This window comes from Micromonospora sp. NPDC051296, from assembly GCF_040682255.1.
GTDB lineage: Bacteria > Actinomycetota > Actinomycetes > Mycobacteriales > Micromonosporaceae > Micromonospora > Micromonospora craterilacus.
In genome coordinates, this window is the sequence record NZ_JBFBAO010000145.1 from 1 (window position 1) to 15438 (window position 15438).

Here is a 15438-nt window from a genome sequence, read left to right on the forward strand (position 1 = left end):
GTGGCCGACCTCGGCGAGCAGCCGCCGTACGATGTGTTTGCGCCCTTCGTGCAGGGTCAGCTCGACCTGGGCGGTACGCCCCAGACTGTCCACCACCCGGAACGAGTCGACCGTCACCGGGCCGTCCTCCAGCTCGACCCCGGCCGCAAGCCGCTTGCCGAGGTTGCGGGGGATCGGCCCTGACACCTCGCACAGGTACGTCTTCGGCACCCCGTAGGAGGGATGCATCAGCCGGTGCGCCAGGGTGCCGTCATTGGTGAGCAGCAGCAGGCCCTCGCTGTCCGCGTCGAGCCGCCCGACGTGGTAGACCCGCTGCTCGACCCGGTTGCCGAGGAAGTCGGCCAGCGCGGTGCGCCCCTTCTCGTCGGCCATGGTGGAGACGACGCCGCGCGGCTTGTTCATCGCCAGGTACACCAGCCGGTTGTCGGCCTGCAGCCGCTCGCCGTCGACGTGGATGACCGCGGTGGTCGGGTCGACCTTGTCGCCGAGCTGCGCCACCCGCCCGTTGACCGTCACCCGCCGGCGGAAGATCAGGTCTTCGCAGGCGCGCCGGGAGCCTACGCCGGCGGCGGCGAGGACCTTCTGCAGGCGCTCGGTGCCGGTGTAGACGGGGGCGTCGGGGGACGGGGTGCGGTTATCGCGTGGCATCGGCAAGCTCTTCTACGTCGTCGGGGAGGAACGGGGCCAGCGGCGGCAGGTCGTCGAGGCTGTTCAGGCCGAGCTTCTCCAGGAACATGATGGTCGTCTTGTACAGGTACGCGCCGCTGTCCGACTCGGTGCCGCACTCCTCGACCAGGCCGCGGGAGACCAGGGTACGGATCACCCCATCGCAGTTGACACCGCGGATGGCGGAGATCCGCGACCGGGTCACCGGCTGCTTGTACGCCACCACGGCCAGAGTCTCCAGCGCGGCCTGGGTCAGCCGGACCGACTGCCCGTCCAACACGAACCGTTCGACGTAGCTGGCGTATTCCGGCCGGGTGTACAGGCGCCAGCCCCCGGCCGCCCGGCGCAGCTCGAACCCGTGACCGGCGGCGGTGTAGCCGGCGGCGATCTCGTCCAGCATCGGGCCGACCCGCTCGGCGGGCTGCTCGAGCACCTGGGCCAGGGTCAGTTCGCTGACCGGCTCGTCCACCACCAGCAGGATCGCCTCCAGCGCGCCGCGCAGCTCGGCGTCGTCGAGCACCGGCGGCGGCTCGGGCACCGCCCGCGTCCGCCCCGCCGACCGCTTCCGCGCTGGGCCCCCACCGGCGCTCTCCCCCGCCGCCTCGGCCCGCTCGCCGGGCACCTCGGTCTGTCCGCCCACACCTGGCTGGCCCGGTGCCGGCTCAACGGTGCCCTCGGCCTGCGGGACGCTCGCCGGCTCGGCAGCGTCGCTGGCCGGCGGAACGCTCGCCGGCCCGACCACGCCGACGGCCGGCGAAACGGCGCCGTCGGCCACCTGGACACGCTCCGGTTCGACCTGCTCGTCGGCGCCGCCGGTCCGCTCGGCGGCCTCGCCACCCTGCTGAACCGGTGTGATCTCAGCCGCTTCGCCCGCCGTGACGTCGGCGCCCCCAGCGACGTCGGCATGCGGTGCCTGCGCAGCCGCAGGCTGCTCGTCCGGCTCCTCGCCGGGAACGCTGGCTTCCGCAGCCTCGGAGATGCTGGTGCGGGGGCGCCCCTGGCGGGGCAGTTCCGCGCCAGGATCCGTCGACTCCTCGGGTTCGCGTTGGCTGGGGACGTCGTCGGAGGTGGTTTCGCGGGGCGGGGTGGGGCGCTGCCAGGGTGGGATCCAGGCGGCGGCCTGGTCGGCCAACGAATCCCGGCGCTCCTCGCTGCTCATCCGCCTCGCTCCTCCGTCGTTCCCGTCCCGTCCTCGCCGGCCGCCGCACCCGCCGGGCTCTCGGCCGCCGGGGCCGCACTCGCCGCCGCGGCATCCGCTGTAGCCACGGCCGCCGCACCCGCCGGGCTCTCGGCCGCCGGGGCCGTACCCGCCGCCGCGGCATCCGACACACCCACGGCCGCCACATCCGTGGAGCCCCCGGCCGTGTCCGTCGGCTCGGCCGGGGTGCCGGCGTACTCGTCGATGCTCAGAGTCGCGCCGCCGTCGGCGGGACCGGTCCAGCGTACGGTCAACTCCTCCAGGGCCTGCTCCTGGACGAAGGCCACCACGCCCTGCCGGTACAGCTCCAGCAGGGCGAGGAACCGGGCGACCACCTCCAGGGTGGCCTCGCAGTCGGCGCAGAGCAACGAGAAGGTGGCGGTGCCGGCCCGGCGCAGCCGCTCGGCGATGATGCCGGCGTGTTCCCGGACGCTGACCCGGACCATGTGCACGTGGGCGATGGACACCTCGGGTATCGGCTTCGGGGTCATCGCCTTGACGGCCAGCTTGAGCAGCCGCTGCGGGCCGATGCCGAGCACCAGATCCGGCAGCGCCTCGGCGAAGCGGGGTTCCAGGGTGACGGCGCGGGGATAGCGGCGTCCGCCGACCTCCTCCAGCGCGGCGATGTGTGCCGCCGCCTCCTTGTACGCCTTGTACTGCAGCAGCCGGGCGAAGAGAAGGTCCCGGGCCTCCAGCAGAGCGAGGTCCTCCTCGTTCTCCACCTCGGCGGCGGGCAGTAGCCGGGCCGCCTTCAGGTCGAGCAGGGTGGCGGCGATCAGCAGGAACTCGCTGGCCTCGTCCAGGTCCCAGTCGTCGCCCATGGCCCGGATGTAGGCGATGAACTCGTCGGTGACCTGGTGCAGGGCGACTTCGGTGACGTCGAGCTTGTGCTTGCCGATCAGTTGCAGCAGCAGGTCGAACGGCCCGGTGAAGTTGGCCAGCCGCACGGTGAACCCGCCACTGTCCGCCGGCCCCGCACCGCTGCTGTCAGGTCCCACCTCGCCCGGCAGCACACCGGTGTCCGGCCCCACCGCGTCGTCTGGCGCCGCGCCGACGCCGGGCTCCGTGCCCACCACCGGGTCCGCGCCGGCCGCCGACATTGGTACGCCGGCAGCGCTGGAGTCAGCCGCCGCGGGCTGTTCCGCGGCGGCGGCCGGGTCGAGGGGCGGCGCGTTCACGCCGACGACCGTAGTCCACGGCCTGGACACCTGGCGTTACCGGCCTACCGCTCCGCCTGCGCGGCGATCACCTCGCGGGCCAACTGCCGGTAGTTGCGGGCGCCGGAGGAGGCCGGGTCGAGCGTGGTGATCGGGGCGCCGGCGACGGTGGACTCGGGGAACTTCACCGTCTTGGTGATCACCGTCTGGTACACCTTGTCGCCGAACGCCTCCACCACCCGCTGGAGCACCTGCCGGCAGTGGGTGGTGCGGCTGTCGTACATGGTGGCGAGGATGCCCTCGAGTTCCAGGTCGAAGTTGAGCCGCTCGCGCACCTTGTCGATGGTGTCCAGCAGCAGGGCCACGCCACGCAGGCTGAAAAACTCGCACTCCAGCGGGATGAGCACGCCGTGCGCGACGGTCAGCGCGTTGATCGCCAGCAGGCCGAGCGACGGCTGGCAGTCGATCAGGACGTAGTCGTACTCCTTGCGGACGCTCTTGAGCACCCGGGCCAGCGCCATCTCGCGGGCGACCTCGTTGACCAGCTGGATCTCGGCGGCGGAGAGGTCGATATTGGCCGGCAGCAGGTGCAGCCCGGCGACGTCGGTCTTGATCAGCACGTCCTCGGCGGTGACGTCGTCCTGCATCAGCAGGTTGTAGACCGACAGGTCCAGGTTGTGCGGGTTGACCCCCAGCCCGACCGAGAGGGCACCCTGCGGGTCGAAGTCGACCAACAGCACCTTGCGGCCGTACTCGGCGAGCGCGGCGCCGAGGTTGATGGTCGTGGTGGTCTTGCCGACGCCGCCCTTCTGGTTGGCCATCGCGATGATCCGGGCCGGGCCGTGCCGGTCGGTGGGCATCGGCTCGGGGATCGGCTTGCGCATCGTGTAGGCGGCCGGGTCGGCCGGCCCCAGGTCCGAGCCGAGGGCGTTCTGCTGCTCGCGGAGCTCCGACGTCCAGGTCTCGGCACGGTCACCGTTGCCAGCCATGTCCTCGTTGCCCCCTCCCGACGACCACCCGGCGTCGGAGCCGCCCGACGTCCTTCGCGGCGCCGCTGCGTACCCCGGTCATCTTGCCGCGAGGGCCGCGCCGATGCCGACTGTACGCCACCGGCCAGCAGGGCGTTCGGCACCCGCTCGGCGTGTCGGCCTGCGGCGTTCAGGCCCGCGCCCGCCGGGCCACCCAGGGGGCGCCCACAGTGTCATCTGACGACGGTCAGCCCCGGGCGCGTGGGTGCGCGGTGGCGTACACCTCGCGTAGCCGTTCGACGGTGACCAGTGTGTAGACCTGGGTGGTGGTGACCGAGGCGTGGCCGAGCAACTCCTGCACCACCCGCACATCAGCGCCACCGTCGAGCAGATGCGTGGCGTACGAGTGGCGCAGCGTGTGCGGCGAGACGGCCTGCGGCCCGTCGACGGTCAGGCCGGCCCGCGCCGCCGCGCGACGCAGGATGGTCCAGGCGCCCTGCCGGGTCAGCGGACCTCCCCGGGAGTTGACGAACACCGCCGGGGTGCCGCGACCGGCGGCGACCAGCCCCGGCCGGGCGCGCACCAGGTACGCGACCAGCGCCCGCAGCCCGTACCCGCCGATCGGCACCAGGCGGCTCCGGCCACCCTTGCCGCGCAGCAGCGCCACCCCCTCCTCGACGTCCAGGTCGTCCACGGCGGCGCCGACCGCCTCGGAGATGCGTGCCCCGGTGCCGTACAGGAACTCCAGCAACGCCCGGTCGCGCAGCGCCAGCGGTGCGCCGTCCCCCGCCGCGTCCACCGGGCCGGCGGTCTCCAGCAGCCGGACCACGTCGTCGACCGGCAACGCGCGGGGCAGCCGGCGCGGTGGGGTGGGTGGGCGCACGTCGCGGCTCGGGTCGGCGCCGACGAGACCCTCACGCAGCGCGAACCGGTGCAGGCCCCGCACGGCGCTGGCGGCGCGGGCCGCCGAGGAAACCGCCAGCGGCGGATACCCGTCGGCGCCGGCGCGCAGCCCGGCCAGGTGGCGTTCGATCTCACCGGCCGACACCGCCGCCAGGTCACTCACCCCGGCGGCGGCCAGCGAGCCGAGGTAACGCTCCAGGTCCCGGCGGTACGACGTGAGGGTGTTCGCGGCCAGTCCACGTTCGACGGTGAGGTGGTCCAGGTAGCCGCGCACGACACGGCGCAGGGCCGGCGCGGGTTCTGCACCCGCGCCGGCCCCGTCCGCCGTGGCGGTCAGCTGCTTGTCGCTCAGGCGAGCACCTCGGCAAGCGGCAGGGTGGGCAGGCCGTGCGCCTCGGCGACCGGGCCGTAGACGACCTGGCCGTCGTGGGTGTTCAGGCCCAGCGCCAGCGCCGGGTCGCGCCGCGACGCCTCGCGCCAGCCGCGGTTGGCCAGCTCCAGCGCGTACGGCAGGGTGACGTTGGTCAGCGCGTAGGTGCTGGTGTTCGGCACCGCGCCGGGCATGTTCGCCACGCAGTAGAAGATCGAGTCGTGCACGGTGTACACCGGGTCGGCGTGCGTGGTGGGCCGCGAGTCCTCGAAGCAGCCACCCTGGTCGATGGCGATGTCGACCAGCACGCTGCCGGGCTTCATCCGGGAGACCAGCTCGTTGGAGATCAGCTTCGGGGCCTTCGCGCCGGGCACCAGCACCGCGCCGATGACCAGGTCCGCGTCCAGCACCGCCCGCTCGATCTCGTACGCGTTGGAGGCGACGGTCTGCAGGTGGCCGCGGTAGATGGCGTCGGCCTGCCGCAGCCGGGCCACGTTCTTGTCCAGCAGCAGCACCTCGGACTGCAGGCCCAGGGCGATCGCGGCGGCGTTCATGCCGGACACGCCGGCACCGATGACGACGGTCTTGGCCGCGTACACGCCGGAGACACCACCGGGCAGCACGCCGCGGCCACCGCCGGTACGCATCAGGTAGAAGGCGCCGACCTGCGGGGCGAGCCGGCCGGCCACCTCGGACATCGGGGCGAGCAGCGGCAGCGACCGGTCGGGCAGCTCGACGGTCTCGTAGGCGATGCCGGTGACCTTGCGGTCGAGCAGCGCCTGGGTGCAGTCGCGGGACGCGGCCAGGTGCAGGTAGGTGAAGAGCACCTGCCCCGCACGCATCCGGTGGTACTCCTCGGCCACCGGTTCCTTGACCTTGAGCACCAGTTCCGCGGCGTCCCACACCTCGTCGGCGCTGTCCAGGATCTTGGCACCGGCGGCGGTGAACTCCTCGTCGGTGATGCTCGACCCGAGTCCGGCGCCGGCCTCGACGAAGACCTGGTGACCGCCGCGGGTGAACTCGTTGACGCCCGCGGGCGTGATCGCCACGCGGTACTCGTGGTTCTTGACCTCGCGTGGGATGCCGACCTTCACGATGCAGACACCTCTCTTCGGGGACCGATCCCCCGACTGCGCGGTGCCGCGGCAGCCCCTTTGCCGCCACGGTCCACCGGTCCCGCCGGCGGCAGTCTAGGCGCGACCACCCGTCACCGGAGCCTGCACTGTGACACCCGGTGGCCGCGGACGCTGACGATGTGTCAGGTATGGACCCGGGGTCGCCGGTGGACGCCACCTCAGCCGTCAGGACAGTGTTCGGCCATCATCGTCCCACTTGGGTACTCCGGTGCGGACAGCGACTCGGTAGATCACTATTGTGTCGCCTCATGACCACTCCTCCCACTCAGCCCGGGTATCCCCAGGGCGTTTCTGACAAGAGCAAGGTCGTCGCGGGCGTCCTGGGCATCCTGCTGGGCGGCCTCGGCGCCGGCCGCTTCTACACGGGCCACACCAAGATCGCAGTGCTGCAGCTCGTTGTCAGCCTCTGCACCCTCGGCGCGGGCGCCCTCTGGGGCCTCATCGACGGCATCCTGATCCTGGTCAACGGTGGCACCGACGCTCAGGGGCGTCCGCTGCGCGACTGACGATCCACACGAAGCAGGGGCCGTGCGGTGATCCGCACGGCCCCTTTCGTCGCGTACCGGGTCAGCCGGGCAGCGGAGTGTCCGCCCGGCGCAGCACCGACCAGCCGGCGTCGCGGGCACGGGCGGCGGCGAGCAGCCCGGCCACGCAGGACGCGTTGGTGATCTCGCCGGCCAGCACCATACCGACCGCCTCGTCCAGGTCGATCCGGACGATCTGCAGGTCGGCTTCCTCGTCGCGGCGGTCGTGCCGCTGCGACGGCGGCACGTCGCCGAGATCCCGGGCCAGGAAGACCCGGACCAGTTCATTGGTGAACCCGGGCGAGCTGTGCAGGTCGACCAGCACGTCGAGCCGGCCGGCGGTCAGGTCGACCTCCTCGGCCAACTCCCGTACCGCGGTCACCGCCGGGTCCTCGCCGGTGACGTCGGTCAGCCCGGCCGGCAGCTCCCACAGGCGCCGCCCGACCGGCTGGCGGTACTGGCGGATCAGCACCACCTGGCCGGCGTCGTCCAGCGCCACCACCGCCACCGCCCCGACGTGCCGGACGTGGTCGCGCACCGCGGTCCCGCCGCCCGGCATGCTCACCTCCTCGGTGACCACGTCGAAAATCCGGCCGTGGTAGCGCACCTCGCGGGACCGCACCTCGTACCGGTGCTCCACTGAACTCACGACGCCGAGGTCGCCTTCGCGGCGGTGCCGTTGCGGGTGGCCCGCGCGGTGGCGGTCGCCGCCTCGTCCAGGTCGACCGGCAGCTGGTCGGCCTGCGAGTACGCCACCGCGGCCTGGACGAAGGCGGCGAACAGCGGGTGCGGCCGGGTCGGGCGGCTCTTGAGCTCCGGGTGCGCCTGGGTGGCCACGAAGAACGGGTGCAGCTCGCGGTCCAGCTCGATGAACTCGACCAGCCGGCCGTCCGGCGAGGTGCCGGAGATCCGCAGCCCGGCCTTGGTCAGCTGGTCCCGGTAGGCGTTGTTCACCTCGTACCGGTGCCGGTGCCGCTCGCTGACCTCGGTGCTGCCGTACGCCTCGGCGACGATCGAGCCCTCGGCGAGCGCTGCCGGGTACGCACCCAGCCGCATGGTGCCGCCCAGGTCGCCCTTGCCGGCGACGATGTCCTCCTGGTCGGCCATGGTGGCGATGACCGGGTGCACGGCCTCCTCGTCGAACTCCAGCGAGTTGGCGCCGTCCAGCCCCGCCAGGTGCCGGGCCACCTCGATGGTCATGCACTGCAGGCCGAGGCAGAGCCCGAGCAGCGGGATGCCGTTCTCCCGGGCGTACCGGGCGGTGCCGATCTTGCCTTCGATGCCGCGCACGCCGAACCCGCCGGGGATGACGATGCCGTCGACGCCGGCCAGGGCCGCCGCCGCACCCGCCGGGGTGACGCAGTCGTCGCTGGGCACCCAGCGCAGCTGCACCCGGGCCCGGTGGCCGAAGCCGGCCGCGCGGATCGCCTCGCTGACCGACAGGTACGCGTCGGGCAGGTCGACGTACTTGCCGACGAGGGCGACGGTGACCGTGCGCCGCGGCTGGTGCACCCGCTCCAGCAGGTCGTCCCAGCCGCCCCAGTCCACGTCCCGGAAGGAGAGCCCGAGCCGACGCACCACGTACGCGTCGAGGCCCTCCCGGTGCAGCACCTTGGGGATATCGTAGATGCTGGGCGCGTCCGGCGCGGCGATGACCGCCTCGGCGTCGACGTCGCAGTAGAGCGACAGCTTGTGCTTGAGCTTGTCCGGGATGTCCCGGTCGGACCGGCAGACGATGGCGTCGGGCTGGATGCCGATGCTGCGCAGCTGCGCCACCGAGTGCTGGGTCGGCTTGGTCTTCAGCTCACCCGAGGGCGCCAGGTACGGCACCAGCGAGACGTGCAGGTAGAAGCAGTTGTCCCGGCCCAGGTCGTGGCGGACCTGACGGATCGCCTCCAGGAACGGCAGCGATTCGATGTCGCCGACCGTGCCGCCGACCTCGGTGATCACCACGTCCGGGGTACGGCCGTCGTCGTCGGGGTCGCCCATGGCCAGGATCCGCGACTTGATCTCGTTGGTGATGTGCGGGATCACCTGGACGGTGTCGCCCAGGTACTCACCGCGCCGCTCCTTGGCGATCACGTCGGAGTAGATCTGGCCGGTGGTGACGTTCGCCTTGCCGGACAGCGCCCGGTCCAGGAAACGCTCGTAGTGGCCGACGTCGAGGTCGGTCTCGGCGCCGTCCTCGGTGACGAACACCTCGCCGTGCTGGAACGGGTTCATCGTTCCCGGGTCGACGTTGAGGTACGGGTCGAGCTTCTGCATCACCACGCGAAGTCCCCGCGCGGTCAGCAGATTGCCGAGGCTGGAGGCGGTCAACCCCTTACCCAGCGAGGAGGCGACGCCTCCGGTGACGAAAATGTGCCTGGTCGTCCGTGCTGAAGGGGCCAACGCCTGCTCCCGTGTCGTCCGTCGCGGTCGTGCAGACCGCCGAGCCGATCAGCGAAGTGATCACGCGATCCACGGGATTCCACGGTAACACCTCCCCGGCGGCGTGTCGGTGCCGCACCCGAGGTACGTGTCGCCGGGTCACCCGGTCGCGACCTCGGCCGATGAACGCACGGCCCGGCCGCGACCGCGTCCGGCCCCCGGTCCGGCGCCGCCCGGCTTCCCGTCCGCCCCGCCGGCCGCTGCGTGTTCCGCGTCCCCGTCCGGCGTCACGCCACCCTCAACCGGGCCACCCTCAACCGGGCCGGCATCGGCCGGGCCGGCATCGGCCGGACGGACCGGGCCGGGCCGGGTCCGATCCGCGGAATGATCGAGCACCCGCAACGCGGACAACGCCGCCACCGGCACCACCAGGGCCGCGGCCGCGCCCGCCACGTCCAGCGCCGCAGCGCCCAGCACGCCGCCCACCCCGGCGGCCACAGCGGTACCCGCCATCGCCGCACGGATCGCCGGGTAGATACCGAACAGCCGCATCAGCCCGCCCCAGGGCTGGAGCAGGGCGAACCACACCAGCAGGGCACCGGCCAGGGCCAGGACGGTCAGCGGACTGTTGACCAGGGTCTCGACGTTGGAGGCGCTGGACCGCCGCACGGTCAGCCCGCCCGTGCCGTCGCCGAGCGCGGCGAGGAACCGGCCCAGGCTGCCCCGTTCGCCGGGCGGACGGCCCAGGTCCACCACCGCGAAACCGACCGTCACCGCCAGCCCGGCCATGGCCGCCCAGGCGAGCCGGGTCAGGGTCAGCCAGCCACCCGCGCTGATCGCCGCGGCGACGCTCACCCCCGCGGTCAGCGCGATCGCGCCGATCGAGTCGGCACCCAGGTACGGGCTGCCGACCACCACCACGGCGGCCCCACCGACGACGACCATGACCATCGGCCGCCACCCACGGCGCACCTGCTGGGCGAGCCAGCCCGCGCTCAGCAGGGCACCGGCGATGAACACCCCGAGCCCGACGGTGCCGAGCCCGGCGTACCGGCCCCCCTCCAGCGCCGAGTAGCCGATCACGCCGTTGAGCTGTAGTCGGGCACCGGTGACCACGTCCAGGCCGATGGCCAGCGCGGTCAGCCCGGCCACCGCGCCGAGCGGGCCGAGGGTGCTGCGGTAGCCCGGGGCGAGCCGCACCAGCAGCGTCGCGGCGGCCAGCAGCACGGCGGTCAGCCCGGCGAAGGTGGCCGCCGGGTGATGGTTGCGCCACCACGGCACGGCCTCGGCGAGCAGGGCCGCCGGCATCGCGAGCGCGGCGGCGACAAGCAGCACCTCCACGGTCGCCACCACCCGGCGGGGCACCGGCTTCGGACCGTACGGCCCGGCGTGCCGGCGGGCCCGGCGCAGCAGCGGCAGCACCGCCACCGCGAGCGCCACCTGCACGGCGGCCAGCAGCGTGAAGAACCGGCCGGCCACCTGCCGCTGGGCGGCGGCCTCCCGGTCCGCGTCGGCGGGCTCGGCGATCGCGGCGGACAGGTCATCCGGCCGGCCGCCGACCGACTCCGCGGGCCGGCCGAGGAACGGCCGGTCCGGCATCGGGCGGCCCAGCGCGGCCAGGGCGGTCGGGGCGAGGTCGACCAGTTGCAGGTAGCCCCGGCGGCCGGTGCTGGGCGAGGTCAGCCAGCCGTTCTCCCAGCCGGGACCGTCGGCGATGGCCACGTGCAGCCGGGACGGCCGTTCGGTGTCGGAGACCCCCGCGACGATCACCAGGGACTGCGGCGGCCGGCCGGCGAGCACCCGGGCGAGTTGCTCGTCGGCCGTACGGGCGGCTGCCGCGCGCACCGCCGGGTCCTCACCGGCGACCATGCCGAGATCGACGATGCTGAGCACGCAGGAGCCGAGCAGCCCGGCCGGATCCTCCGGCAGGGTCGGCTCGTACCGGTCGACCCGGCCGAACGGCCGGGCGGCGGCCACCGCCGCTCCGGGGCCGACCGCCACCGAGCAGCGCACCGACTCCGACAACGCGCCAGGCACCGTCCCCCAGGGCAGCCGGTCCTGGTTGTGCAGGACGACACTCTCCTGTTCCGGCAGGTTCGCGCCGATGCGGTCGGGCCGCTCCACCGTCACCTCCACCGGCGGGCACTGCCCGTCCGACCGGCTGCCGGTCCAGGCGGCGAAGCTGCCCGCGCCGAGGGTCAACCAGCCGTCCACCGGGCAGGTGGGCTGGTGCGCGGAACGCACCGACAGCGACCCGATCGAGCCGTCCCGGGCCAGCTGCCACAACGTGGGCGTGCCCTGCGGATCCACGTCCTCCCAGCGCAGCCCGGCCACCCCGACCACGACCACGTAGTCCGCGCTACGCCGCGGCGGCGGCGTCTGCGGCCCGGCCGACAGCGCGGTGATACCGAGCGCCACCACGACCAGGGTGAGCAGGATCGGAGCGATTCGGCGCAGCATCACCGGCGTCCCGTCGACGGCGCGTCGGCGTCGGGCGTGGCCGGCCCTGCCTGCCCGGGGGTCAGCTCGGCGTAGAGCGCGACCAACTGGGCGAGGGTCTCCGCCTCGGTGGGCCAGGTCGCCGCCCGCGCCGCACCGCGCCGGCCCAGCTCGGCACGGCCGGCCTCGTCGTCGAGCAGGCCCCGCACCGCCGCGTCGACCGCGTCGACGTCACCCGGCGGCACCAGCACCGCCGCGTCGCCGACCAGATCCGGCAGGCCACCCACCGCGGTCGCCACCAGGGGTACGCCGGCCCGCAGCGCCTCCTGCGCGAACAGCTGGCGGGCCTCCCAGTCGCTGGTCACCACGGCCAGATCCGCGCCGACGAGCAGGTCGGCCACGTCGGTGCGGTGCCCGAGCAGGGTGACCGGGGCGCGGGCGGCGCTGATCCGGGCGGCCAGCGGCAGGTAGGCCGGGCCGCTGCCGGCGATCACCACAGCCGCTGGTGGCGTGCGCTCCCGCCACCGGGCGGCGGCGTCCACCAGCACGTCGTAGCGCTTCTGCGGGTGTAACCGGCCCACCGACAGGATCAACGGCTGGTCCGCGGCGACCGCGAACTCGGCCCGGACGGCGGCGCGACGCCGGCGCGGCGGGGGCAGCGTCGGGGCGGCCACCGGGGCGAGCCGGGCGTCCGCCGCGCCCAGCGCTGCGGCGCGTTCGACCAGGTCGTCGGACGCACCGAGGGTCACCCGGGCGCCCCGGGCCACGATCCGCTCCACCAGCCGGGACAGGCCACCACGCAGCCCACCGACCAGCACCGCGTTGTGCCAGGTGACTACGAGCGGGACGGCGGGCCGGGCGAGCACCGCGACCAGCCCGGCGCGCAGCCCGTGAGCGTGCAGGACGCTGACCTGCTCGCCGGCGAGCACCCGGCGCAGCGCGGCGACCGCGCGGGCGTCGGCCGGGGTGGGGCTGGCCGGGATCTCCACCGGCTGGAACCGGGCACCGACGGCCACGAAGTCGAACTGTTCCTGGGTCGCCGCCGGTCCGCAGACCAGCACCGACTCCCCGGCGGCGGCCAGTCCACCGGCCAGCGCACGCACGTGCTGCCCGACGCCGCCGGTACTGGAGGCGAGCAACAGCACCACCGTGCCCCGCCGGTCGGGGGTCGCCGTCGGTTCACTCCTCGCGCTCACCGGCCAAGTCCTTCGTTCGCGACTGCCGGGCTCGCAAGCTCACTCCTCGCGCTCACCGAGCCGGCCTTTTCGTTCGCGACTGCGGGGCTCGCAAGCTCACTCCTCGCGCTCACCGGGCCGGCCTTTTCGTTCGCGACTGCGGGGCTCGCAAGCTCACTCCTCGCGCTCACCGGGACACCGGCTCCTTCCCGTCGCCCCGCTCCGGGGTGTTCCCGTCCTCCTGCCCGCGCCGGGTCCGGGCGCGGCGCAGGCGCCGACGCAGCCCGGCCAGCAGCGGTTGCAGGTCCCGCCGGTCGACCAGCCACACCACGCCGAGGAACACGACGCCGACCAGGACTCCGGACAGCATGCCCTGCACCAGCGCCACCCACCGCGTCGGGGTGCCGTCCCCCGCATTCAACAACGACAGCAGCGCCAACGCGGCGAGCGCGGCCGTCGTGCCGGCTAACAATCCGGCGGCACCGGCCCGGGCGGCGCCGTCGAGCGCCGCCCGGCCGGCCACGCGCAGCACGGCGACCAGCAGCAGCCCGCCGAGCAGCAGCATCCCCACCGAGTTGGCCAGCGCCACGGCGAGCACCCGGTCGGCCACCGGAAGCAGGGCCGCCAGCGGCAGCGTGGCCAGCAGCACCGCCAGCCAGCCGGCGCTGATGGCGGCGGTGGCCGCCCGGGTCGCCCCCCGGGCGTACAGGGCCCGGGAGAGCACCGCGAACAGCCCGTACCCGAGCAGCCCGGGAGCGAAGCCGGCGACGGCGGCGGCGGTGGCGCCCGCGTTGAGGGGGAAGAACCGTCCGATCGGACCGGCCGCGCCGACCAGCACCGCCGCGCCGAGGAAGCTGAACAGCAGCACCCCCCGCAGGGTCGCCGACAGGGTGTCGCGGTAGGTCCCCTCGTCCCCGCCCGTCGCCGCGGCGGCCAGGGTGGGGTACGCGGCCGTGGCCAGCGGTACCGCCAGCACCGCCCAGGGCAGCAGGTAGACCGTCAACGCCAGGTTGAACACCTGGGGCGCCTCGGTGGGGCCGCCGGCGAGCCGGTTGAGCATCACCAGCAGCGCCACCTGCTGGGCGGTGACCGTGACGACGCCGGCCACGGCCAGCCCACCCACCCGGGCCCGCGCGTCGGCCGGGAACGCGTACCCGGGACGCAACGTCAACCGCAGCCGGCGCAACGGGATCAGCAGCGACAGCGACAGCACCACCACACCGAGGGTGGTGCCGCCCGACAGGATCAGCTCCGCGCCGCGGCCCGCCTGCGCCACGCTCGCCCCCGTTCCCGCCACCGAGGCGAAGACGAGGTACGTCACGATCACCGTGACGCTGGACAGCAGCGGCGCGATCACCGGCCAGGCGAAGCGGCGGTGCGCCTGCAGCACGCCCGCGAGCACGATACCGATGCCGTACAGCGGCAGCTGTGGCGCGAAGACCCGCAGCATCCGGGCGCCCGCCGCCAGTTCCTCCGGCGACCGGCCCTCGCCGATCAGGGAGACCACCGGGCCGGCGCCCACGGCCAGCAGCACCGCCAGCGGCACGAGCAGGGTCACCGTCCAGGTGAGCAGGGCCCCCGTGGTGGCCGTCACCGCCCGCCGGTCACCGGCCGCGACCGGCCCGGCGAGCAGCGGTACGACCAGGCTGGCCAGCGCCCCACCGGCGACGATCTCGAAAATGATGTTGGGCAGGGTGTTCGCGATGACATACATCGCACCCAGGTCACTGCCCTGCACCACCCAGGTGAACACGGCGGTACGCCCGAACCCGGCCAGCCGGCTGAGCACGGTGAGTACGGCGATGAGCGCGGCCGCTCCGGCCACCCGGCCGGCGCCGGCGAGGGGTGCCGGTCTGGTCACGTCAGTCGGCGCGACGGCCCAGCGCGTCGAGTTCACGCAGGCCCGGGGTACTCGCGATGACAGACGTGAAGCTCACCTTCTCGCTGGCCGCGGTCAGCCCGGCGAGCACCGCGAGCAGCCCGGCCCGGCCGAGCGGACCGGTGCGGGCGGCCAGCGCCACGCCGAGCACGGCACCCAGGGCGTTCGCGCCGCTGTCGCCGAGCATCACGTCCTCGTCGAGATCGGCCGGGAGCAGCCCGGCGGCGGCGCCGACCGCGCCGGCGGCCAGCCCACCCTGCGAGCCGGCGGCCAGCGGCACGCCGAGCAGCAGGCCCGACTTCAGCGCCCGCCCGGGACGCAGGTCGAGCAGGTTGAGCAGGTTGGCCGTGCCGGCCACCACACCCGCACCGAGCAGCACGTCGACGCCCCGGCCCAGCGCACCCTGCCGCCGTCGGTGGCGGTGCCCGGCCACCCGCGGGTCGGCGGCGAGCAGCGTCGCGGCGCCCAGGCCGGCCGCACCCACTCCGACGATCTTCACCAGGCCGGCGGTGACCCTCCCCTGCCGCAACGCGGCCAGGTGCCCGGTGAAGCCCTTGGCGGCCTTCTGCTCCGGGCGGGCGCCGACCACGTCGTCGTAGAGCCCGACCGCACCGGCACCGAGCCCGGCCACCAGTGCCGCCGCCCCGGCCGGC

Annotated in this window: 13 protein-coding genes; 1 reads left to right on the forward strand and 12 read right to left on the reverse strand. The window is 74.1% G+C overall.

Annotated features, from left to right (window positions below; all coding sequences use genetic code 11):
* From AB0M52_RS16985 to ald, 6 genes are all read right to left on the reverse strand, one after another.
* A partial coding sequence (locus AB0M52_RS16985) for a pseudouridine synthase (RefSeq protein WP_363954195.1) occupies window positions 1-648 on the reverse strand: 648 nt, incomplete at its 3' end.
* Entirely contained in the window at window positions 635-1441 is an 807-nt protein-coding gene (gene scpB / locus AB0M52_RS16990) for an SMC-Scp complex subunit ScpB (protein ID WP_363954211.1), read from the reverse strand. The genes AB0M52_RS16985 and scpB, both read right to left, overlap by 14 nt.
* Window positions 1442-1821: 380 nt before the next feature.
* On the reverse strand, window positions 1822-3042 hold the full coding sequence (locus AB0M52_RS16995) for a ScpA family protein (protein ID WP_363954197.1): 1221 nt from the start codon (window positions 3040-3042) through the stop codon (window positions 1822-1824).
* Window positions 3043-3086: 44 nt separating this feature from the next.
* Complete coding sequence (locus AB0M52_RS17000) at window positions 3087-4010, reverse strand: ParA family protein (protein ID WP_111219955.1); 924 nt, start codon at window positions 4008-4010, stop codon at window positions 3087-3089.
* Between the two features lie 226 nt (window positions 4011-4236).
* Window positions 4237-5244 (reverse strand): site-specific tyrosine recombinase XerD, encoded by a 1008-nt coding sequence (locus AB0M52_RS17005; RefSeq protein ID WP_363954213.1) that lies wholly within the window; start codon window positions 5242-5244, stop codon window positions 4237-4239.
* Window positions 5241-6356, reverse strand: a complete 1116-nt coding sequence (gene ald, locus AB0M52_RS17010) for an alanine dehydrogenase (RefSeq protein WP_363954199.1) — start codon at window positions 6354-6356, stop codon at window positions 5241-5243. Before ald ends, AB0M52_RS17005 begins: the two co-directional genes overlap by 4 nt.
* A 215-nt stretch (window positions 6357-6571) precedes the next feature.
* Between ald and AB0M52_RS17015 the strand changes: the two genes are divergently transcribed.
* Window positions 6572-6904, forward strand: a complete 333-nt coding sequence (locus tag AB0M52_RS17015; protein ID WP_363954215.1) for an NINE protein — start codon at window positions 6572-6574, stop codon at window positions 6902-6904.
* A 61-nt stretch (window positions 6905-6965) separates the two neighbouring features.
* Here the strand turns inward: AB0M52_RS17015 and AB0M52_RS17020 are convergent, their stop codons facing one another.
* The 6 genes from AB0M52_RS17020 to AB0M52_RS17045 all read right to left on the reverse strand — a co-directional run.
* A complete protein-coding gene (locus tag AB0M52_RS17020) occupies window positions 6966-7571 on the reverse strand; it encodes an NUDIX hydrolase (protein ID WP_363954201.1) in 606 nt (201 codons plus the stop codon).
* Entirely contained in the window at window positions 7568-9313 is a 1746-nt protein-coding gene (locus AB0M52_RS17025) for a CTP synthase (protein ID WP_363954203.1), read from the reverse strand. The genes AB0M52_RS17020 and AB0M52_RS17025 overlap by 4 nt, the downstream gene beginning before the upstream one ends.
* Window positions 9314-9451: 138 nt before the next feature.
* Window positions 9452-11752 carry a hypothetical protein gene (locus AB0M52_RS17030; protein ID WP_363954205.1) on the reverse strand — a complete coding sequence of 767 codons (2301 nt, stop codon included), beginning with the start codon at window positions 11750-11752 and terminating at the stop codon, window positions 9452-9454.
* Window positions 11752-12927: a glycosyltransferase family 4 protein gene (locus tag AB0M52_RS17035; protein WP_363954207.1), complete on the reverse strand. Its 1176-nt coding sequence runs from the start codon at window positions 12925-12927 to the stop codon at window positions 11752-11754. Before AB0M52_RS17035 ends, AB0M52_RS17030 begins: the two co-directional genes overlap by 1 nt.
* A 166-nt stretch (window positions 12928-13093) precedes the next feature.
* Complete coding sequence (locus AB0M52_RS17040; protein ID WP_363954217.1) at window positions 13094-14767, reverse strand: lipid II flippase MurJ; 1674 nt, start codon at window positions 14765-14767, stop codon at window positions 13094-13096.
* A 1-nt stretch (window position 14768) separates the two neighbouring features.
* A partial coding sequence (locus tag AB0M52_RS17045) for a hypothetical protein (RefSeq protein ID WP_363954209.1) occupies window positions 14769-15438 on the reverse strand: 670 nt, incomplete at its 5' end.

What these genes read in the sequence shown, in the direction of transcription:
- AB0M52_RS17030 (WP_363954205.1), bottom strand. Translation starts at nt 11,752, where the DNA reads ATGCTGCGCCGAATCGCTCCGATCCTGCTCACCCTGGTCGTGGTGGCG.
- AB0M52_RS17000 (WP_111219955.1), bottom strand. Translation starts at nt 4,010, where the DNA reads ATGGCTGGCAACGGTGACCGTGCCGAGACCTGGACGTCGGAGCTCCGC.